17 protein-coding genes are annotated in these 21,483 nt (G+C 70.1%); 12 read left to right on the forward strand and 5 right to left on the reverse strand.

Features of this window, described 5'->3' with window-relative positions; genetic code table 11:
• Positions 1-122: 122 nt before the first annotated feature.
• On the forward strand, positions 123-1,232 hold the full coding sequence (locus ACM26Y_RS03200; RefSeq protein ID WP_289377136.1) for a LacI family DNA-binding transcriptional regulator: 1,110 nt from the start codon (positions 123-125) through the stop codon (positions 1,230-1,232).
• Here the strand turns inward: ACM26Y_RS03200 and otsB (ACM26Y_RS03205) are convergent.
• Positions 1,220-3,814 (reverse strand): trehalose-phosphatase, encoded by a 2,595-nt coding sequence (gene otsB / locus ACM26Y_RS03205; protein WP_054371532.1) that lies wholly within the window; start codon positions 3,812-3,814, stop codon positions 1,220-1,222. The two genes, ACM26Y_RS03200 and otsB (ACM26Y_RS03205), sit on opposite strands and share 13 nt — an antisense overlap.
• A 93-nt stretch (positions 3,815-3,907) precedes the next feature.
• Positions 3,908-4,570: a cholesterol catabolism transcriptional regulator KstR gene (kstR, locus tag ACM26Y_RS03210; protein WP_003935941.1), complete on the reverse strand. Its 663-nt coding sequence runs from the start codon at positions 4,568-4,570 to the stop codon at positions 3,908-3,910.
• A 92-nt stretch (positions 4,571-4,662) separates the two neighbouring features.
• Here kstR and ACM26Y_RS03215 point away from each other — a divergent pair, with 92 nt between their 5' ends.
• The 11 genes from ACM26Y_RS03215 (at position 4,663) to otsB (ACM26Y_RS03265) (ending at position 19,324) form a co-directional block, all read left to right on the forward strand.
• On the forward strand, positions 4,663-6,807 hold the full coding sequence (locus ACM26Y_RS03215) for an acyl-CoA dehydrogenase (protein WP_416062619.1): 2,145 nt from the start codon (positions 4,663-4,665) through the stop codon (positions 6,805-6,807).
• A 65-nt stretch (positions 6,808-6,872) separates the two neighbouring features.
• The gene (locus ACM26Y_RS03220) at positions 6,873-7,931 is read left to right on the forward strand and encodes an acyl-CoA dehydrogenase family protein (RefSeq protein WP_416062620.1); all 1,059 of its coding nucleotides are present in this window, start codon (positions 6,873-6,875) and stop codon (positions 7,929-7,931) included.
• Positions 7,916-9,067: an acyl-CoA dehydrogenase family protein gene (locus ACM26Y_RS03225; protein ID WP_003935938.1), complete on the forward strand. Its 1,152-nt coding sequence runs from the start codon at positions 7,916-7,918 to the stop codon at positions 9,065-9,067. Before ACM26Y_RS03220 ends, ACM26Y_RS03225 begins: the two co-directional genes overlap by 16 nt.
• A gap of 14 nt (positions 9,068-9,081) precedes the next feature.
• Positions 9,082-10,119, forward strand: a complete 1,038-nt coding sequence (locus tag ACM26Y_RS03230) for a bifunctional MaoC family dehydratase N-terminal/OB-fold nucleic acid binding domain-containing protein (RefSeq protein ID WP_416062621.1) — start codon at positions 9,082-9,084, stop codon at positions 10,117-10,119.
• On the forward strand, positions 10,116-10,517 hold the full coding sequence (locus tag ACM26Y_RS03235; RefSeq protein WP_416062622.1) for a MaoC family dehydratase: 402 nt from the start codon (positions 10,116-10,118) through the stop codon (positions 10,515-10,517). The genes ACM26Y_RS03230 and ACM26Y_RS03235 overlap by 4 nt, the downstream gene beginning before the upstream one ends.
• Positions 10,514-11,686, forward strand: coding sequence for a lipid-transfer protein (locus ACM26Y_RS03240; RefSeq protein ID WP_416062623.1), 1,173 nt, complete (start codon positions 10,514-10,516; stop codon positions 11,684-11,686). The genes ACM26Y_RS03235 and ACM26Y_RS03240 overlap by 4 nt, the downstream gene beginning before the upstream one ends.
• An 81-nt stretch (positions 11,687-11,767) precedes the next feature.
• Entirely contained in the window at positions 11,768-12,484 is a 717-nt protein-coding gene (locus ACM26Y_RS03245; RefSeq protein WP_003935934.1) for a TetR/AcrR family transcriptional regulator, read from the forward strand.
• A gap of 58 nt (positions 12,485-12,542) precedes the next feature.
• The gene (locus ACM26Y_RS03250; protein WP_003935933.1) at positions 12,543-13,361 is read left to right on the forward strand and encodes an SDR family oxidoreductase; all 819 of its coding nucleotides are present in this window, start codon (positions 12,543-12,545) and stop codon (positions 13,359-13,361) included.
• Between the two features lie 77 nt (positions 13,362-13,438).
• Positions 13,439-14,422, forward strand: coding sequence for an ATP-binding cassette domain-containing protein (locus ACM26Y_RS03255; protein ID WP_289377142.1), 984 nt, complete (start codon positions 13,439-13,441; stop codon positions 14,420-14,422).
• Complete coding sequence (locus ACM26Y_RS03260; protein WP_416062624.1) at positions 14,419-15,222, forward strand: ABC transporter permease; 804 nt, start codon at positions 14,419-14,421, stop codon at positions 15,220-15,222. The genes ACM26Y_RS03255 and ACM26Y_RS03260 overlap by 4 nt, the downstream gene beginning before the upstream one ends.
• Positions 15,223-15,367: 145 nt before the next feature.
• Complete coding sequence (gene otsB / locus ACM26Y_RS03265; RefSeq protein ID WP_416062625.1) at positions 15,368-19,324, forward strand: trehalose-phosphatase; 3,957 nt, start codon at positions 15,368-15,370, stop codon at positions 19,322-19,324.
• Between the two features lie 15 nt (positions 19,325-19,339).
• Here otsB (ACM26Y_RS03265) and ACM26Y_RS03270 read toward each other — a convergent pair whose 3' ends face one another.
• The 3 genes from ACM26Y_RS03270 to ACM26Y_RS03280 all read right to left on the reverse strand — a co-directional run bounded on the left by ACM26Y_RS03270 (position 19,340) and on the right by ACM26Y_RS03280 (position 21,473).
• On the reverse strand, positions 19,340-19,741 hold the full coding sequence (locus ACM26Y_RS03270) for a TIGR02611 family protein (RefSeq protein WP_003935927.1): 402 nt from the start codon (positions 19,739-19,741) through the stop codon (positions 19,340-19,342).
• A 205-nt stretch (positions 19,742-19,946) separates the two neighbouring features.
• A complete protein-coding gene (locus tag ACM26Y_RS03275) occupies positions 19,947-20,294 on the reverse strand; it encodes a hypothetical protein (RefSeq protein ID WP_371384103.1) in 348 nt (115 codons plus the stop codon).
• 105 nt (positions 20,295-20,399) lie between these two features.
• Entirely contained in the window at positions 20,400-21,473 is a 1,074-nt protein-coding gene (locus tag ACM26Y_RS03280; RefSeq protein WP_416062626.1) for a patatin-like phospholipase family protein, read from the reverse strand.
• Between the last annotated feature and the right edge of the window lie 10 nt (positions 21,474-21,483).

Raw genomic sequence — 21,483 nt, forward strand, 5'->3', positions numbered from 1 at the left:
CGGCCGGGAGGGGCGCGGTTCTCCTTATTGGAAACCGTTACCGTTCCACTTTAGCGGATGTCCGGGTGTGCGCCCATCCGGCCCGATTCGTCGCCGCGGCGCCGACCGGATACCGTCCGTTCATGCCCAGGTCTCGTCAGCCGCGTCCCCAGGCCACCCTGGCGTCGATTGCTGCCGAGCTGAAGATCTCCCGCACCACCGTCTCCAACGCCTACAACCGGCCGGACCAGCTGTCCGCCGAGCTTCGCGAGCAGATCCTCGAGGTCGCCAAGCGCCGGGGCTACGCCGGCCCGGACCCGATGGCCCGGTCGCTGCGTACCCGCCGGGCCGGGGCGGTGGGCGTGCTGCTCACCGAAGCGCTGAGCTACTCGTTCCGGGATCCGGCCGCGATGAGTTTCCTGTCCGGCCTGTCCGAGTCCTGCGAGGCCGCCGGCGAGGGCCTGCTGCTCATTCCCGCCGGACCGGACCGCGACGAGGAGGAGGCGGCGCAGGTCGTGCACGGCGCCGCGGTCGACGGCTTCGTCGTCTATTCGGTGCCGTCCGACGATCCGTATCTCGCCGCGGTCCTCGAACGGAACCTGCCCCTGGTGGTGTGCGACCAGCCCCGCGGCATCGCGAGCGCGCCGCTGGTCGGCATCGACGACCGAGGTGCGATGCGCGGGCTCGCCGAGCACCTCATCGGTCTGGGCCACCACCGGATCGGGGTGCTGTGCATGCGTCTCGGCCGTGACCGCCGCGACGGCGTCGTCGATACCGCCCGGTTCGAGTCCGACCGCTTCCACGTCCAGCACGAGCGGATCCTCGGCGTGCAGGAAGCCCTGCGGACGGCGGGGATCGACCCCGCGAGCCTCACCGTCGTCGAACGCTATGCGCACACCGCGGAGGACGGCGCCTCCGGTGCCGCGCAGGCGCTGGCGGCGGACCCGGCGATCACCGCCCTGATGTGCACGACCGACGTGCTCGCGCTCGGCGCGCTGGCGTGGGCGCGCAGTGCCGGTCTCGAGGTACCCGGACAGTTGTCGATCACCGGCTTCGACGGGATCGGCGAGGCGCTGCGCGAGGGCGTGACCACCGTGCGCCAGCCTCAGGAGGAGAAGGGCAGACGCACCGGCGCCCTGCTCATGGCCGCACCGTCACATTCCGGGGTCGCGACGGTGGAGACGCTCCCGACGGAACTGCTCATCGGCCAGACCACCGGCGTGCACGACGAGACGTCGATCTACGCCGAGTGATCGACGGCCGACAGCGTCCGGTCCGTCGCCGCAGGTGCCGCCAGCAGCTGCGCGCACCGCAACAGCCCGAGGTGGCTGTACGCCTGGGGGTGGTTGCCGAGTGACCGCTCTGCCACGGGGTCGTACTCCTCGCTGAGCAGGCCGGTGGGCCCTGCCGCGTCGACGAGCTGCGCGAACAGCGCCTCCGCCTGCGGACGGGCACCGACGAGGAGATATGCCTCCACCAGCCACGCCGCGCACAGGTGGAAGCCGCCCTCGGTGCCCGGGAGGCCGTCGTCGTGCAGGTAGCGGTACACCGTCGAACCGCTGCGCAGTTCCGCCTCCGTCGCGACGACCGTCGCGTGGAATCGCGGGTCGTCGGGGTCGATGAGTCCGGACAGGCCGATGAACAGTGTCGCCGCGTCGAGATCGGTGCCGTCGTAGGCCGCGGTGTAGGAGCTCACGTCGTCGTTCCAGCCCTTCTCCAGCACCTCCTCCGCGATCTCGGTGCGCAGCCCGGCCCAGCCGGCGCCGGCGGGGCGCCCGAAGTTCTCGGCCAGCGTCAGCGCGCGGTCCACGGTCAGCCAGCCCATGACCTTCGAGTAGACGTGGTGGCGCGGGTTGTCGCGGATCTCCCAGATGCCGTGGTCGGGTTCGAACCAGCGGCACTCCACGGCAGTGACCATGGCGCACACCAGTTCCCAGTCCCGGTCGGTGAGCGCCTGATCGTGCGGGACGCCACGCTCCTCACGGCGGTGCGCCAGCGCCGAGATCAGATCCACGATCGGACCGAACACGTCGAGCTGGACCTGCTGACTCGCGGCGTTGCCGACCCGGACGGGCCGGGAGCCCGCGTAACCGGGCAGCGTGTCGATGACCGCCTCGGGTGGCAGGGCACCGCCCGCCAGCGTGTACAGCGGGTGCAGGCGCTCGGGGCCCGGAACGGTCTCGAGCACTCGGTGCACCCAGTCCAGATAGGCGTCCGCCTCGGCGAGCGATCCGACGCTCACCAGCGCGTGCGCGGTCAGCGCGGCATCGCGCAGCCAGCAGTAGCGGTAGTCCCAGTTACGGACGCCGCCGATCTCCTCGGGCAGCGACGTGGTCGCGGCCGCCATGATGGATCCCGTGGGTGCGTGCACGAGACCGCGCAGGGTCAGTGCCGACCGCTTCATCAGGTCCCGTTTGAGCGGCGGCAGGTCCAGACCCGCCGCCCACTTCCACCAGTACTCCTCCGCGGAGGCGCGCCGCTGCACCTCGGCGACCGGGTGCGGTCCGATATCATCTGTGCCACAACGGAATTCGAGGATGATGTCGCCGTCCGACGGGTCGACGACGGCATGCGCGGTCTGATGGGCGCCGTCGGTGGTGATGTTCCACTCGACGCCGGGGGAGCGCAGCACGTACGGCTCGTTGAAGCCCAGTATCCGCAGGCCGTCCGCCACGGGCTCGAGCCCGACCTGGCCCTGTCCGAACTCGGGGCGCGGGGCGAACGTCACCACCGCCCGGGCCTTGCCGGTGATGACGCGGGTCAGGTCGGTGCGCCCCGGTTCGACGTCGTGCGGCAGGTAGTCGATCACCGCGAGACTCGCCCAGCGGGTCACCACGGTCATGGTGCCGTCGATGTAGCGCTGGCTCAGGGGCAGGGCCTCACGGCTCGGCCCGATGGTGAAGTGCCCGGCGGGTTCGCCGCCGAGCAGGTGCGCGAACACCGCGGCGGAGTCCGGCTCGGGATGGCACAGCCACGTCACCGTGCCGTCCGGGGTCAGCAGGGCCTTCGCGCGCGGGCTCGCCAGCATCGTCAGCCGCTCGATCGGGCAGGCCGCCGCCCCCGAGAGCCAGGTGCGGCGCTGCTCGAGCAGGAACGCGAGCGCGGCCGCGACGTCCTCGACCGTGCCGATCCGGTACTGCGCGGCGGTCTCGCCGTCGCCGACCTTGACCCCCACGTCCGGGCCGTGGAGGGACGCGAAGGCCTTCTCGTCCGTCACGTCGTCGCCGAAGAAGACCGCGGCGCTCGCCGACTCCTGATGGCGGATGATGTCCAGTGCGTGGCCTTTGTCGGTGGGCACGACCGCCAGTTCGATGACGGCCTTGCCCTCGGTGACCTGCACACCCGGGTGCCGGGCGAGATCACCGCGGACCAGCGACAGTGCCTGCTCGGCGTCCCCCGGATCGGCGTTGCGCACGTGCAGCGCGGCACTCGCCGGCTTGGACTCGACGTGCACGCCGTCGTAGCGGGCGGCGATCACCTCGAGCTCGGCGACGATGTCGCGCAGCAGCTGCCTGGCATCGCTGTCGATGGCGTGGACGAAGCCGATGTCGAACTCCGAGCCGTGGCTGCCGACGAGCTGCACCTCGGCGGGCAGGCGGGAGAGGGCGGCGAGATCCTTCAGGGCCCGGCCGGAGATCACGGCTGCAGCCGTGGACGGCAGCCCGGCGAGCGCGCGCAGGGCGCGGACCGACTCGGCGTTCGGGAACGCCTTGTCCGGATCCGAGACGATCGGCGCGACGGTTCCGTCGTAGTCGGAGGCCACGAGGAGTCGCGGGGTCCGCGCCAGCGCGACGAGGGCACGGCGCAGGTCGATCGGGAGGTCTTGGGCGCTCACTCACTCAAAGGTAGGTGATCGGGCCGCCGGCGTCGTCTCCCATGTCCGGTTCGGGACGTGTTTCCTGTTACATTCTGCGTCTCGCGGCGCAGGTCAGCCTTCCTGGACCGGAATCGAGGCGGGACGGTGGGATCCGTCGCCGAGCAGCAGCTCGACGGTCAGCTCCAGCCGCCGCGCGACGTCGGTCGCGGACGAACGCCGCGTCAGCCACGCCACGAGGTTCGACAGCCACACGTCGCTGATGACGCGGGCGATCGCGAGCTCCTCCTCGGTGGGCTCGCCCTCGTTCATCGCGCGGGCGAACAGCCGGTCCATGAGCAGGCCGACCTGATCGACCTCGGCAGCAGCAGAGGCGTCGGCGAACATGAACGCCCGGGTCATGGCCTCGGTGAGCAGCGGGTCGCGCTGCATGGCCTTCGTGATCAGACTCAGGATGAGCTGCATCCGCTCGAGGGGCGTGTGACCGGGCGGGATCTTGCCCTTGCCTTCGATGCGTGCGAACTCGCGACCGAGGGCGGAGACGAGCAGATGCACTTTCGACGGGAAGTACCGGTACAGGGTGCCGACTGCCACGTCGGCCTTCTCGGCGACGGAGCGCATCTGCACGGCCTCGTACCCGCCCTTGGACGCGAGCGCCAGGGTGGCGTCGAGTATCCGCTTGCGGCGTTCCTTCTGGGCGTTGGAACTGAGATCGTCCTCGGTGAGGGCGGTGAGAGTTCCGCTGCCGGTGGAACGCGAGCGCGACGATGTCGTCATCGAGATGTCTTCCTCTGCCTTGACTCTGAACCGGCTGTCATATTAGAACACGTTCTAGGCATTGTGTCATTCCCGAAAGGCGGAAACCCGCTGTGAGCATCGCCACCACCGACGAACAGCTGGCCGCCCAGGCCTCGGTCCGATCCTGGGCGCGCGCCACGCCGCCGATCCAGAACCTACGTGACCACCCGGCCGGAATGTGGCAGCCGGGGTGGGCGTCGCTCGCCGAACTGGGGATCTTCGCCGTCGCCGTGCCCGAGGCGGCGGGCGGCGCCGACGCCACCGTCGTCGACCTGGCGACGATGCTCGAAGAGGCTGCGTACCACCTCGCGACCGGGCCGGTGCTGCCCACCGCCCTGGCCGCCCTCGTCTTCGGCCGGGCCGCCGGCTCCGACGGCGTCAAGTGGGCGGAGCTGCTCGCCGAGGGCGCCCTGCCTTCCGCGGTCGCACTGGACGGTGCGCTCAACGCCACCGCGCGGGAGGGCGGGTACGACCTCGACGGCGATGCGGGACCGGTGATCGGCGGCGAGCCCGGGGTCGCGGTCCTCGCCCGTATCGGCGCCGACGACGGAACCGAACGCTGGGCGCTGCTCGATGCGGACGCCCCCGGGCTGAGCCTCGAACCGCTCGACACCCTCGACAAGTCCCGGGCCCTCGCACGAGTGCGGCTCACCCGCGTCGCCGTCACGTCCGACCGCGTCGTCTCCGTTCCGGCCGGTCTGGTCCGCGACCTCGCCGCCACCCTCGCCGCGGTCGAACTGTCCGGGGTCGCCGGGTGGGCCCTGACCACGGCCGTGGAGTACGCCGGGATCCGCGAACAGTTCGGAAGACCCATCGGCTCCTTCCAGGCGGTCAAGCACCTGTGCGCCGAGATGCTGTGCCGCACCGAGAAGATCCGGGCGACGGCCTGGGACGCCGCCGTGGCGGCCGACGCGGCGCCGCACGAACTGCCACTGGCCGCGGCCGTCGCCGCTGCCGTGGCTCTCGACGCCGCCGTGCAGAACGCCAAGGATGCCATCCAGGTGCTCGGCGGCATCGGCTTCACGTGGGAGCACGACGCCCACCTGTACCTGCGCCGCGCCGTCGCCACCCGTCAGCTGCTCGGCGGCTCCGCCGCCTGGCGGGCCCGGGTCGCCGGTCTCGCCCGCTCGGGGGCGCGTCGGCACCTCACCGTCGATCTGAGTGCCTTCGACGACGAACGCGCGCGTATCCGCGCCGAGATCGCACAGCATCTCGATCGGCCCGGACCGCAACGGCGGGCCGCGCTCGCCGAGGCCGGGCTCCTGGCCCCGCACTGGCCGCCGCCGTACGGACGGGGCGCACACGCCGCGCAGCAGATCCTCATCGAGGAGGAACTCGCGGCCGCCGGGGTGGAGCGGCCCGACCTGGTCATCGGGTGGTGGGCTGTGCCCACCATCCTTGAGCACGGCACCGCCGAGCAGATCGAACGTTTCGCCGCACCGACCCTGCGCGGGGAGATCGTCTGGTGCCAGCTGTTCTCCGAGCCCGGCGCAGGATCCGACCTGGCGTCGCTGCGCACCACCGCGGAACGGGTCGACGGTGGCTGGCGCCTGCAGGGGCAGAAGGTGTGGACGTCGCTCGCGCAGGAGGCGGACTGGGCGATCTGCCTGGCCCGCACCGATCGTGAGGCCCCGAAACACAAGGGCATCACCTACTTCCTCGTCGACATGAAGTCCGCAGGCATCACCGTCTCGCCGCTCCGGGAGATCACCGGCGACGCACTCTTCAACGAGGTGTTCCTCGACGGCGTGTTCGTTCCCGACGAGTGCGTCGTCGGTCCGCTCGGCGGCGGGTGGCGGCTCGCGCGCACCACGCTCGCCAACGAACGGGTCGCGATGAGCGGCGGGTCCTCGCTCGGGAAGGCGGTCGAGCAACTGCTGGACCTGGTGGCGCCCGGCGACCCGGTGGCCGAGGACCGGATCGGCGGGCTCGTCGCCGAGGCCACAGCCGGTTCGCTCCTCGAGCTGCGGACCACCCTTGCGCAGCTCGACGGTCAGGATCCCGGTCCGGCGTCGAGCGTGCGCAAGCTGATCGGCGTGCGGCAGCGTCAGGACACCGCGGAACTCGCGATGGATCTCGCCGGCGAGGCCGGCTGGGTCGAGGGGCCGCTGACGCGCGAGTTCCTCAACACGCGTTGCCTGACGATCGCCGGGGGCACCGAGCAGATCCTGCTCACCCTCGCGGCGGAGCGCCTGCTGGGTCTGCCGCGCGGCTGACCGGTACTTCCACGTGCCGCGCCGAGGTGATACAACTAGAACACGTTCTAATCGAAGGTGGATTCGTGGACTTCGCTCGTGACGACACGCAGGAGGCTGTGGCCGAGGTCGCGGTGGGCCTGCTGGCCCGCGACCTGGGCCCGGACGAACTGTGGCGTGCCCTCGCCGACGCCGACCTGCTCTCCCTCGCCCTGCCCGCGCGGCTCGGCGGTGACGATCTCGGCGTCGCCGAGGTCACCGCTCTGCTCACCGAGATCGGGCGTGGCGCCGCACCCGTGCCGGCCCTGACGACCCTGGGCTTCGGCGTGCTGCCCGTCCGGACCCTCGCCACCGAGGCGCAGCAGGACGAACTGCTCGCGGGCATCGGTGCCGGCGCCGTCCTCACCGCCGCGCTCGCCGAGGCCGGCCGCGCCTTCCCGGCGTCCCCCGCCGCCTCGGCGGTGCCCGACGGTGCCCGCCACACCGTCACCGGGCACTTCGTCGGCGTCCCGTACGCGGCGACGGCGCGACGGATCCTGGTGCCCACCGCCGCCGGCGTGATCGCCGTCGAACCCACGGCGCCGGGCGTCACCCTCACCGAGAGCCCGTCGTCGGCCCGTTCCCCCGAGTTCTCGGTGCGGCTCGACTCCGCGCCGGGCCTGCGCCTCGGCGACGGCGCCGACCCGGCCGCCGACGTCGCCGTCCTGTACCGTCTGGCGCTCGCCGCGGTGGGTACCTACGCGGACGGACTGCTCTCGGGGGCAACGCGACTCACCGCACAGCACGTGAGTACCCGGCATCAGTTCGGCAGGCCGCTCGCGACGTTCCAGGCGGTGGCCCAGCAGATCGCCGACGTCTACGTCACCTCCCGCACCCTGCACGTCGCGGCACTCGCCGCGGCCTGGCGCGTCGCGCAGGACGCCCGCAGCACCGCCGCGGACGACGACCTCGACGTCGCCGCGTACTGGATCGCAACGGAGCTGCCGCCCGCGATGGGCGTGCTGCACCACTTGCACGGCGGTCTCGGTGTGGACGAGACGTACCCGCTGCACCGCTATTCCTCGACCGCAAAGGACTTGGCGCGCCTGCTCGGCGGCGCCTCGTACCGACTAGACCTCGTGGGGGCCCGGTGTTCATCGATCTGACCGACGAGCAGCGCGCGCTGCAGGCGGAACTTCGACGGTACTTCGCCGACCTGATCTCGCCCGAGGAAGCCGCGGTCATGCGCACCGAGCGTCACGGACCCACCTACCGGGAGGTCGTGCGCCGGATGGGCAAGGACGGCTGGCTCGGTGTCGGCTGGCCCGTCGAATTCGGCGGCCGCGGCTTCGGTGAGGTCGAGCAGCAGATCTTCGTCAACGAGGCCGTGCGCGCCGACGTGCCGCTGCCCAGCGTGACCCTGCAGACCGTCGGACCGACCCTGCAGGTCTACGGGACCGAGGAACAGAAGCGGAAGTTCCTGCCCGCCATCCTCGCCGGGGAGGTGCATTTCGCGATCGGCTACTCCGAGCCCGACGCCGGAACCGATCTCGCGGCGCTGCGCACCACGGCCGTGCGCGACGGCGACCACTACGTGGTGAACGGGCAGAAGATCTTCACTACCGGCGGCCACGACGCCGACTACATCTGGCTCGCGGTACGCACCGGCAGCGCCGACTCGCGGCATCGCGGTATCTCGATCCTCATCGTGGACACCAAGGATCCCGGCTTCGGCTGGACGCCCATCATCACCTGCGACGGTGCGCATCACGTCAACGCCACCTACTACAGCGACGTGCGCGTCCCGGCCGAGATGCTCGTCGGCGAGGAGAACAAGGGCTGGCGACTGATCACCACCCAGCTCAACCACGAACGCGTCATGCTCGGCCCCGCCGGTCGCGTGGGCGGACTCTACGATCGGTTGTCCGCCTGGGCCCGTTCCCGGGACCTGCTCGGCGAGCCCGACGTGCGGCGCGCGCTCGGCGAGATCCATGCGACGTTCCGGCTCAACGAACTGCTCAACTGGCAGGTCGCCGCGAGCCGATCCGAGGCAGTCGACATCGCGGACGCGTCGGCCACCAAAGTGTTCGCCACCGAACGTATCCAGCGCGCGGGCCGGCTCGCGGAGGAGATCGTCGGCCGATTCGGGGACCCGGGCGACCCGGCGACCGCGGATCTGCTGCGCTGGCTCGACATGCAGGTCAAGCGGAACCTGGTGATCACCTTCGGCGGCGGTGTCAACGAGGTGATGCGCGAGCTGATCGCGACGGCGGGCCTGGCCATGCCCAGGGTTCCGCGGTGAAGGAGGACGTGTCGATGAGCACCGGCGTGCCGGATCCCCACGACGAGATCCGCGCGGCCGCCGAACGCATCCGCGCGGACGGCCCCTCCAAACCCCGCGCGGGCCGGGACCCGGTGAACCTGCCGCTGATTCGCAACTGGCTCGAGGCGATCGGCGACGAGAACCCGATCTACACGGACGACGCCGCCGCGATCGCGGCCGGCCACGACGGCGCCGTCGCGCCACCGGCGATGGCACAGGTGTGGACCATGCGGGGCCTCGGCGCCAAGCGCGAGGAGGACGATCCGCTCCGCCGGATGACGGAGATGCTCGACGAGGCGGGCTACACGTCGGTCGTCGCCACGAACTGCGACCAGGTCTACCACCGCTATCTGCGCCACGGGGAGGAGGTGACGATCGAGTCCACCCTCGAGGATCTCGCCGGACCGAAGAAGACCGGCCTCGGCGAGGGCTGGTTCTTCACCACCCGCAGCGTGTGGAAGGTCGGCGACGAGGTGGTCGCCGAAATGCTCTTCCGCATCCTGAAATTCGCGCCCCCCTCCCGCGCTACCGACCGAATGTCACATTCCGTCGGTTCGATCGAACCGATGTCACATTCGGCCCCCACGGTTCCGGAGGATCTCGACCCCGGTCGCATGCTGCGGCCGTCCGCGTCGCAGGACACCCGGTTCTTCTGGGACGGTGTCGCCGCGCACGAACTACGGATCCAGCGGCGCCCCGACGGCACGCTGCAACACCCACCCGTGCCGGCCCTGTGGCTCGACAAGGACGAGACGACGGAATACGTCGTCGCGTCCGGCCGGGGCACCGTCTTCAGCTACGTGGTGCACCACGCGCCGAAGGTGCCGGGCCGGACGGTGCCGTTCGTCGTCGCCCTCGTCGAACTCGCCGAGGGCGTCCGGATGCTCGGCGAACTGCGTGGCGTGGACCCCGGCGACGTGCGCGTCGGGATGCCCGTCGAGGCGGTCTTTCTCGATTTCCCGGGCGACGACGACACCGGCGGTGCCCCCTGGACCCTGTACGCCTGGCAGCCGAGCGAGGAGCGCGAATGAACGTGGCAACGGTCGGACAAACCCTGCCGCCGTTGACGATCCGGGCCGACCCGACATTCGTCGTCTCGACTGCGTTGGCCACCAGGGACTTCCAAGATGTGCACCACGACCGCGACAAGGCACAGCAGCGCGGATCGAACGACATCTTCGTCAACATCCTCACCGATACCGGACTGGTGCAGCGGTACATCACCGACTGGGCGGGCCCGCGCGCGGTGCTGAAATCGATCTCGTTGCGGCTGGGGGTGCCCTGGTACGCGTACGACTCGCTCACGCTGACCGGAACCGTCGCCGCCGTCGAGGACGACGGGCGCCTCACCGTCGACGTCGTCGGAAAGAACGGTCTGGGCGATCACGTCACCGCGAAGGCCGTCCTCGTGATCGGAGCCTCCGCATGAGCGAACTGTCCCGTCGTGCTGCCGTCGTCGGCATCGGTGCCACCGACTTCTCCAAGGACTCCGGCCGCAGCGAACTGCGCCTGGCCGCGGAGGCGGTGCGGGCGGCGCTGGCCGACGCCGGACTGCGCCCTGCCGACGTCGACGGCCTGACCTCCTTCACGATGGACACCAACACCGAGATCGCCGTCGCCCGTGCGGTGGGCATCCCGAGCCTGAAATTCTTCTCCCGCGTCCACTACGGCGGCGGCGCGGCCTGTGCCACCGTGCAGCAGGCGGCCATGGCCGTCGCCACGGGGGTCGCGGAGGTCGTGGTGGTGTACCGGGCGTTCAACGAACGCTCCGGTGCGCGGTACGGCCAGGTCGACACCGCGCTGTCCAGACAGGTCAATTCCTCCGGCACCGACTACGCCTTCTCCTATCCGCACGGTCTGAGTACTCCGGCGTCGTTCGTGGCGATGGCGGCCCGGCGCTACATGCACGTCACCGGCACCACCAGTGCGGACTTCGGGCAGGTCGCCGTCGCCGCGCGCAGGCACGCCGCGACGAACCCGCAGGCCTTCTTCCACGGCAAGCCGATCACCCTCGAGGATCACCAGAATTCGCGGTGGATCGCGGAACCGCTGCACCTGCTCGACTGCTGTCAGGAGTCCGACGGTGGTGTCGCACTCGTCGTCACCACCACCGAACGGGCCCGGGACCTGCCGCAGCCGCCGGCCGTGGTGGCGGCCGCCGCGCAGGGCAGCGGACCGGACCAGTACATCATGGCCAGCTACTACCGGGACGGGCTGACGGGGCTGCCCGAGATGGGTGTCGTCGGCCGCCAGTTGTGGGAACAGTCCGGCTTGAGCCCGCAGGACGTACAGACGGCCGTGCTCTACGACCACTTCACCCCGTACGTGCTCATGCAGCTCGAGGAACTCGGCTTCTGCGCGCCCGGCGAGGCGAAGGACTTCGTCGCCGACGGCGCGATCGAGCTCGGCGGCCGGCTGCCGCTCAACACCCACGGCGGCCAGCTCGGTGAGGCGTACATCCACGGGATGAACGGCATCGCCGAGGGGGTGCGTCAGCTCCGCGGCACCTCCGTCAATCAGGTCCCCGACGTGGAGAACGTACTGGTCACCGCGGGCACCGGGGTGCCGACGTCGGGACTGGTGCTGACGCGGGGCTGAGGGCGGTGACTCCTGACCGGACCCGGAAGGATCCAGCGGGACATCACGGCCGGGAATCGAGCGGGACGGTATAAGTAGGACATGAATTCCGCCTCACACTCAGGCCGCGGCGACGCGGGCCGCGACGCCGACTGGGACGGCCCGGCACCGTCCATGGCGCCGGCGGACCTGCTGCACGACCCGCCGGTCACCCAGCGCGGGGCGCGCCGCCGTGCCGAGCTGATCGCAGCGGCGCGGGTCGTCTTCGAACGGTCCGGATTCCTCGACAGCAAGCTCACCGACATCACGCGTGAGGCCAAGTGCTCGACGGGGTCCTTCTACACCTACTTCAACAACAAGGAGGAGGTGTTCGCAGCCGTCCTCCAGGAGGCGCAGGAGGACATGCTGCACCCGGGGATGGGCCGGGTCGCCGGGACCGACGATCCCTACGCGGTGCTCGAGGCCAGCAACCGGGCGTACCTCGAGGCGTACCGGCGCAACGCCCGTCTGATGGTGCTGCTCGAGCAGGTTGCCAGCATCGATCCGCGGTTCCGGGAGTTGCGGCGCCGGCGCGGTGAGACCTTCATCCGCCGCAATGCGCGCAGCATCGCGGACCTGCAGAAGCGGGGCATCGCCGATCCGGAGATCGATCCGATGCTCGCCTCGCGTGCGCTGTCGGGCATGGTCAGCCGCCTGGCCTACTCGACGCTCGCACTGGGCGACGGCGACGGTGTGGATTTCGACGTGCTGGTGTCCACATTGACGCGACTGTGGGCGAACGCCCTGCGGATTCCGGAGCGAGCCGCCGCAACTACTTGAACTTGAAGTCTGATTCAACTAAACAGGGGGGACCATCCCGCGACGAGAGGAACGCCCCGTGCACGTCGAAGACAAGGTTGCCGTTGTCACCGGAGCCGGGAACGGAATCGGCGCGGCACTTGCTGCCCGGCTTGTAGCCGCGGGAGCACGGGTGCTCGTCGCCGACCTCGACGGCGACGCCGCGCGCCGGGTGGCCCGCGAACTCGATCCGGAGGATGCCGGTCTGGCCGTGGGCGTCGGTGCCGACGTCTCCGATCCCGACCGCATCCGCGAGATCGTCGATCGCGCCGAGACCGACCTCGGTCCCGTGGCGCTGTACTTCGCCAATGCCGGGATCGCGGGCGGAGCGGGACTCGAAGCCGACGAAGCCGCCTGGGATCGGGCGCTCGATGTGAATCTGCGCGCGCACGTGCGTGCCGCGCAGCTGATGGTGCCGCGGTGGCTCGAGCGTGGGGAGGGCTACTTCGTGAGCACCGCCTCCGCCGCGGGACTGCTCACCCAGATCGGGTCGGCGACCTACTCGGCCACCAAGCACGCCGCCGTCGGATTCGCCGAGTGGTTGTCGGTCACTTACGGCGGCAGGGGAATTGGTGTCAGTTGTGTGTGCCCCATGGGGGTGAACACCCAGTTGCTGCACGAGGGTGAGACCGCCGGCGACAGCCTGGGCGCGGCGGCCACACGGGCCGTCACCTCCGCGGGCGCGGTCCTCGAACCGGCCGACGTCGCGGAAGTGGTACTCGCGGGTGTCGAGGCCGAGCAGTTCCTGATCCTGCCGCACCCCGAGGTCCTCGACATGTACCGGATGAAGGGGGCCGACTACGACCGCTGGCTCGCCGGAATGCGGCGCTACCAGGAACGTTTGCTGGCCGGAATCTGACGGACCGGGAAAACCGCTCGAAACCTGTCGGAGGTCTGTAGCACACTGGGGCGCACATCCGACGACGGGGAGGACTCATGGCCGACGCCATAGTCGCCGAGGGGTTGATCAAGAGGTACGGACAGGTCACAGCCCTCGACGGAATCGATCTGCGAGTCCCGGAAGGGACGGTGACGGCGCTGCTCGGGCCCAACGGTGCCGGCAAGACGACCACGGTGCGGGTGCTCACCACCCTGCTCGTGCCGGACGAGGGCCGGGCCACCGTAGCGGGACTCGACGTCGTCGCCGATGCGCGCGCTCTGCGTTCGCGCATCGGCGCCTCGGGCCAGTATGCCGCGGTCGACGAATACCTGACCGGCTTCGAGAATCTCGAAATGGTCGGGCGCCTCTACCATCTGGGCATCAAACGCAGCCGTGAACGAGCCCGTGAACTGCTCGAGCAATTCGACCTGATCGAAGCCGGGGACCGTCCGGTCAAGGGTTACTCCGGCGGCATGCGCCGCCGCCTCGACCTCGCCGGTGCGCTCGTGGCACGACCACCGGTGCTGTTCCTGGACGAACCCACCACGGGTCTGGATCCGCGGGCCCGGCTCCAGCTGTGGGAGGTCATCGACCACCTCGTCGCCCAGGGAACGACGCTGCTGCTCACCACGCAGTACATGGAGGAGGCGGAGCGGCTCGCGGACCGGATCGCAGTCATCGACCGGGGCGTCGTGATCGCCCGCGGCACCGCCGACGAACTCAAGAGCCTCGTCGGTGGGGAACGCATCGAGCTGGGAATCGCCGACGCCGCGACGATCCCGGTGGTACGCCGCGAACTCGACGATCTCGCCGTCGGCGAGATCCAGGTCGACACGGGCTCCGGTCGCGTCACCGTGCCGGTCAGCGACACCGGCTCGACCGGCAGCGGCACCGAAGCGCTGGCCACGGCGCTCGGCCGGCTCTCCGTGGCCGGGGTCCGGGTCACCGATGTGGCACTGCGCAAACCGACGCTGGACGACGTGTTCCTCGCCCTGACCGGGCACGAGGCGGACGAGAAGATCGAGGAGGCGGTGGGATGAACGCGGCTCAGATGATGGTGTCGGACGGCGTCACCATCGCCAAGCGCAATGTCATCAAGATCAAGCGGGTGCCCGACCTGATCGTCTTCACGATGCTCTCGCCGATCATGTTCGTGTTGCTGTTCGCTTACGTGTTCGGCAGCGCGATCCAGGTTCCGGGGATGTCCTACCGCGAGTTCCTCATCGCCGGCATCTTCACCCAGACGGTGATCTTCGGCGCCACCTGGACCGGTCTCGGCATGGTCGAGGACCTGCAGAAGGGCATCATCGACCGGTTCCGCTCGCTGCCCATGGCACCGTCGGCGGTGCTGGTGGGCCGCACCTCCACCGACGTACTCATCAACGTGCTCAGCCTGGTGGTCATGTCGCTGACGGGCCTGCTCGTCGGGTGGCGGATCCACTCGTCGTTCGGGGAGGCCCTCGCCGGATACGCGTTGCTGTTGCTGTTCGCCTACGCGTTGTCCTGGGTGATGGCGGTGGTGGGGATGTGGATCCGCACCCCGGAGGTGTTCAACAACGCGAGTTTCATGGTGATCTTCCCGCTGTCGTTCGTCGCCAACACCTTCGTCGACATCTCCTCGCTGCCACCGGTGCTGCAGACGATCGCGGAATGGAACCCGGTGTCGGCGCTGACGCAGGCTGTGCGGGAGCTGTTCGGCAACACCAATCCGATGATGCCCGTCTCGGATGCGTGGCCGTTGCAGAACCCGATCCTCGCGTCGCTGCTGTGGACGGCCGCCATGCTGATCGTGTTCGTGCCCTTCGCGATCCGTCGCTACCAGAAGGCCGTCAGCCGCTGAGGGACCTTGGACCGGAGACTCAGGTCCCCGGTCGGCGCCGGATGTCCCAAGGAGCCGGAGCGAGGCCGGTCCGCGTGGGATAGTGGGCCTGCCGAGCCAGGACAGGGAAGCAGGCCGACATGGACGAAGCGACCGGGAGAGACCGATGAGCGGGCCGGTGATCGACCCGCGTCGCTACGATGCGGTGATCTTCGACCTCGACGGAGTGGTCACCGACACCGCAGCGGTACACGCCGCGGCCTGGGCGCAACTGTTCGACCGGTATCTCGCACAGCGTCCCGACCACGACGGTGAGAACCACCGTGAGTTCACCGACGAGGACTACCGCAAATTCGTCGACGGCAAGCCGCGTGTCGACGGCGTCGCGGACTTCCTGGCCTCGCGCGGGATCACGTTGCCGTGGGGGAATCCCGACGACGGCCCGGATGTGGAGACCGTGTGTGGCCTCGGTGCCCGCAAGGACGAGATGTTCCGGGAGCGCATCCATCGCGACGGTGTCCCGGTGTTCGAGTCCAGTGTCGAGCTCGTGCGCCGGGTGCAGGAGGCCGGACTCGACACCGCGGTCGTCACCTCGAGCCGCAACTGCGCCCTCGTGCTCGAATCCGCCGGGCTCGCCGATCTGTTCGGCGTCCGGGTCGACGGCGTGGTCTCCGACGAACTGGGGCTGCCCGGCAAGCCCGACCCGGCAGCCATGCTCGAGGCCGCACACCGGCTCGGAGTCCGGCCGGCCCGGTCCGTCGTCGTCGAGGACGCGGAGGCGGGCGTCGCCGCGGGCCGACGCGGGGGATTCGGGCTCGTCGTCGGCGTGGACCGCGTCCACCATCGCGAGGAACTGCAGCGCCGGGGCGCCGACGTGGTGGTCGAGGACCTTGCCGAGCTGGTGGTGCGCACCGGTGACCGCCGGATGTCCCAGATTCCGGATGGTCTGGCGTCGTTCCAGCAGCTGACTGCACTCCTCGGCAAACGTCGGCCGGCAGTCTTCCTCGACTTCGACGGCACGCTCTCCGAGATCGTGAACGATCCCGCGGCTGCCGCGCTGGTCGACGGCGTGTCGGCGGTGCTGTCTGCCCTCGCGAGCGAATGCACCGTGGCCGTCGTCTCCGGACGGGACCTCGCCGATGTGCAGACCCGGGTCGGACTGCCGGGTCTGTGGTACGCGGGAAGTCATGGCTTCGAACTGACCGGACCCGACGGGCAGCACCGGCAGCACGATGCGGCGATGGCCGCCGTGCCCAGCCTCGAACGGGCCGCCGTCGCGCTGCAGGAACGGCTCGACGACGTGCCGGGTGTCGTGATCGAGCACAAGCGGTTCACCGTGGCCGTGCACTACCGCAACGTCCCCCCGGACCGGGCCGACGGGCTCGTCGCCGCGGTGCGCGAGATCGCCGCCGAGGACCGTCTCCGTGTCACGACCGGCCGCAAGGTCGTCGAGCTCCGCCCCGATGTCGACTGGGACAAGGGCCGAGCCCTCGAATGGGTGCTCGAGCACGTGCGCGACGACGACAACCCGATCCCGGTCTACATCGGTGACGACATCTCGGACGAGGACGCGTTCGACGCGCTTGCCGGCACCGGACTCGGAATCGTGGTGCGCCACACCGAGGACGGTGACCGCCGGTCGGCAGCGCAGTTCTCGCTGGACGGTCCCGAACAGGTCCGCCGGCTGCTGCAGCAGCTCGCCGAACTCTGGGGCGAGAACCAGGAGGTCGGTCCGCGCCACGACGCCTGGACGCTGTACTTCGAGGGTTACGATCCGCCGGCCGAGAAGCTGCGCGAGGCCGTGTGCACCGTCGGCAACGGGTACTTCGCCACCCGTGGCTGCGCCCCCGAATCCCGGGCCGGTGCCGTGCACTATCCCGGCACGTACGCCGCCGGGATATTCAACCGCCTGACGGACGAGGTGGCGGGTCGCACCATCGACAACGAGAGCATGGTGAACCTGCCGAACTGGCTGCCGGTCACCTTCCGCATCGACGGCGGACAGTGGTTCGACATCGACGCCGTCGACGTGCGGGAGTACTGCCAGTACCTCGATCTGCGCCGGGCCGTGCTCACCCGACGGTTGCGTTTCCGCGACGCTGCGGGCCGCACCACGACGGTCGTGCAGCGACGGTTCGTCGCGATGCACCAGCCGCACGTGTGCGGCCTCGAGACGACGATCGTCCCGGAGGACTGGACGGGACGGCTCGAGATCCGGTCGGAAATCGACGGCGCGGTCCGCAACACCCTCGTCGAACGCTACCGCCACCTGGACGGCAACCACCTGCGGCTGCTGCACACCGCCCGGCTGTCCGAGGACTCGGTGTGTATGACGGTGCTGACCAACCAGTCCCGGATTCCCGTCGCCGTTGCTGCCCGCAGCACCCTGTGGCGTGACGGCGAACGCGTGCCTGCCGAGTACACCCTTCTCGATTCGGGCGGACGGGTCGGACACGTCATCGCGCTCGACGTGGCGGCTCGCCAGCCCGTGACCCTGGAGAAGATGGCGACCCTGTTCACCGGGCGTGACCTTGCGATGTCCGAGCCGTCGGAGGAGGCGGCACGCAGGCTGGCCCGCACGGGGCGCTTCGAGGAAACACTCGAGGGACATGTGCTCGCCTGGGTGCACCTGTGGGACCGGGTGGACATCTTCCTGGGTGGCGACGGCGAAGGCCTGCGCATCGTGCGGTTGCACCTGCTGCAGATGTTGCAGACACTGTCGCCGAACACCGCCGAGCTCGACGTCGGTGTTCCGGCGCGGGGCCTGCACGGTGAGGCGTATCGCGGGCACATCTTCTGGGACGAGCTGTTCGTGCTGCCGGTGCTGAACCTGCGGTTGCCGGGACTGACCCGCTCCCTTCTGCGCTACCGGTACCGCCGGCTGGACGAGGCCCGCCGCGCGGCGCGGGAGGCGGGGCACGTCGGTGCGATGTACCCGTGGCAGTCGGGCAGCGACGGGCGTGAGGAGAGCCAGCAGGTACACCTCAACCCGAAGTCGGGCCGGTGGAATCCCGACGCCAGCTGGCGCCAGCATCACATCGGGGTCGCGGTCGCACACAACGTGTGGCAGTACTACCAGGTGACAGGGGACCTCGGGTTCCTCGCGGACTACGGTGCCGAGATGCTGGTGGAGATCGCCCGGTTCTTCGTCGACATCGCCACCTACGACCACGCCCGCGATCGATACGTCATCCGGGGCGTCATCGGCCCCGACGAGTTCCATTCCGGTTACCCGGACGCGCCGTTCGACGGGATCGACAACAACGCCTACACCAACGTCATGGCGGTGTGGGTGATCCTGCGGGCTCTCGATGCGCTGGAGATCATCCCGCTGCGGATGCGCACCGAACTGGTCGACACCCTCGGCCTGACCGCTCGCGAGACGGCGCGCTGGGAGGATGTCAGCCGCCGCATGTTCGTGCCCTTCCACGATCAGGTCATCAGCCAGTTCGAAGGCTACGGGGACCTCGCCGAACTCGACTGGGAGGGATACCGGCGCCGGCACGGCGACATCCAGCGTCTGGACCGGCTCCTCGAGGCCGAGGGTGACGACGTCAACCGCTACCGCGCTTCCAAGCAGGCCGACGTGCTCATGCTGTTCTACCTGCTGTCGGCGGACGAACTGCGGGAGTTGTTCGAGCGGCTCGGCTACGAGCTGACGGGTGAGACCATCCCGCGGACGATCGACTACTACATGGCACGGACGTCACACGGATCGACGCTGAGCGCGGTCGTCCACTCGTGGGTGCTGGCGCGGGCCCACCGCGGTCAGGCCATGGAATTCTTCGACCGCGTGCTGGCCTCCGACATCGCCGACATCCAGGGTGGCACCACGTCGGAGGGGATCCATCTCGCGGCCATGGCCGGCAGCGTCGACCTGCTGCAGCGTTGCTTCTCCGGTCTCGAGGTGCGCGGTGACCGCCTGGTCTTCGGCCCGCAGTGGCCGGAGGAACTCGGAGTGCTCGCATTCCCGATCTTCTATCGGGGACACCACCTGCAGGTGCGGATCTCCGGCCGTCAGGTCGAGGTCAGTGCGGGGGCGGGCATCCAGCGGCCGATCGAGATCGAGTGCCGGGGCCGGGTCGAACGCCTGCATCCGGGCGACACGGTCCGGATGCTGTGACGGTCCGGCAACCGGTCAGAGCGGGCTCTCGAGCCACGAGTAGTCGACCCCCACCCAGCCGCCGGCCAGGCTGAGGGTGCCGAGCAGCCACAGGGTCATGATCACGATCGCGCCGGTCGTGAGCGCCCCCGCGCCCCGCACCACCAGCGACTGCTGCCCGAACCAGTGCATGAACCGGTCGTAGCGGCCCCGCGCGAAGTGCAGCAGACGGTGTGCCCAGGCGAACTCCGAGGCCAGGATCCCGAGGCCGGCGAAGACGATGAGCCAACCCGGGCCGGGGTAGGGGATGGCCACGATGCCGGCCAGGAACACCAGTGTTCCGAAAGTCCCGACGGTGATGCGGTATGTCAGGTTCAGCGAGGGACGCCTTTCGATGCGCCGACGCCAGCGGAGCCACCGCTGCTTCAGTCGGCGCAACGATGATGCCGGGGTCCGGGTCTCGGCCCGGCCGGGCGCAACCGCGTGCCCACTCCGTCCTTCACTCACGATCTACCGAGCCTGCTTCTCGTCATACCAGGGTTGCCGTGCACGGCAGGGTCGACCTTCAGTCTACCGGTGACCGGCGGTCACGGCGGGGCCCGGGAACGCGGACCTGCACGTCGCGGGCCGTTGCGCCGGCCGGTCAGGCTGCCGCGACGTCCGTCGGAACGCGCCCGCCGGCGGTGAGCCGGTCCAGGTAGGCGGTGAAGACGGCGCCGAGGGCCACCGCGGTGTCGATCGTGTCGAGTCCGTGTATCGCCCCGATGAAGCACTCGTAGACGAGGGCGGCCGCCTGCGACGGGAACAACCCGCCCTCGTCGGCGGTGAGCACCCGCACCGCGTCGTCCACGCTGCTCGCCACCGTGCCGGCCACCGACCCGTGCAGCGGCACGTCGGCCGCCGCAGCGACCAGGGCGTCCGCGAGCGCGGAGGAGGGGAACGCCACCGCGGTCGGCGCGATCACCCGACGGAACATCGTTACGTTCGCCATGTCGAACCTCCCGTGGAATCTCCCGAGCCGTTCGGTCGAGTGGTACCCGTACGGGCACGCTGTACACAGTGCCGGAGGGGTCCGACAAGTTCGGTTGCCGACGAGTCATGCCGCCAGGGCACGCCGGGCGGCGGCACGTCCGGCCCGCATGAACTCCGGCCAGTCCCGGGTGCCGAGGAACTGCCGGTAGAAGCCGACGCCCCGCACCTTCGCGTACGGAACCGGCTCGACCATCGTGACGTCGGAGGCCGCGCGCAGCCGCGCCAGGTTCTCCCGTGCCAGCTCGACCTGCTGGGACGTACGGACCTGAGAGGCGATGTAGAGGATGCTCGCGCGACGTTCGGCCCACCCGGTGGCGTCCTCGCCTTCGAAGCCGGGCGGATAGAAGCCGTTCACGCCGAGGGTTGCCTCGCACGGCTGTTCGAGGTCGAGCAGCGGGTGGACGGGGAAGATGTCGACGATCCCGCCGTCGCACCAGTGGAACCCTCCGAGCTCCACGGGGGCGACGAACAGGGGCAACGCGACCGCCATGTGCACGGCCCGCGCCACCGGCAGGTCGGGATACGTTCGCGGCCCGAGGTACTCGATGCGGTTCTGCTCGATGTTCCAGATCGGCGCGTAGGCGGGCACGGGCATCGCGGCGAGCGTCATGTCGCCGAGCAGACGCCGGTACGTGGCCTCGAGCGCATCGCCGCGCAGGATGCCGGCGAAGCCGCGGCCCACGGTCGGTGCGATGGTGAGGAGCCGTCGCCAGTCGACGTCGACATAGTCCGCGGGGTCGAGCGCGAGGGTGAATGCCGCGACCTCGTCGGCGGGGACGCCCGCTGCGATCGGGAAGCCGAACAGCGCGGAACCGGAGCACACCGAGACGACCGACGGCCGGATCCCGCCTTCCTCCAGGGCGCGGGCCACTCCGACCAGCGATGCGAGCGCTCCGCTGCCCCCGGTCGCGGCCAGCGCGATCCGATCGCCCTCCCGGATCCGGACCCGGAAGGGCTCGAACGGGGGAAACGGATGCAGTTCCCGGTCCAGCGTGCCCGACGGGCGCTGCAGGGCTGCCCGCGCGACGTCGACGAGGAATCCGGTGTCGGTGCGCACGCCTTCGACCACGTCCCGGCCGCGGGCGAGAACATCGAAGTACTGGCGCACCCGGAAGATGTCGAGAGCGGTGTCGAGCATGCCTCGACTG

It is taken from the genome of Rhodococcus indonesiensis, from assembly GCF_047782815.1.
GTDB classification, from domain to species: domain Bacteria; phylum Actinomycetota; class Actinomycetes; order Mycobacteriales; family Mycobacteriaceae; genus Rhodococcus; species Rhodococcus indonesiensis.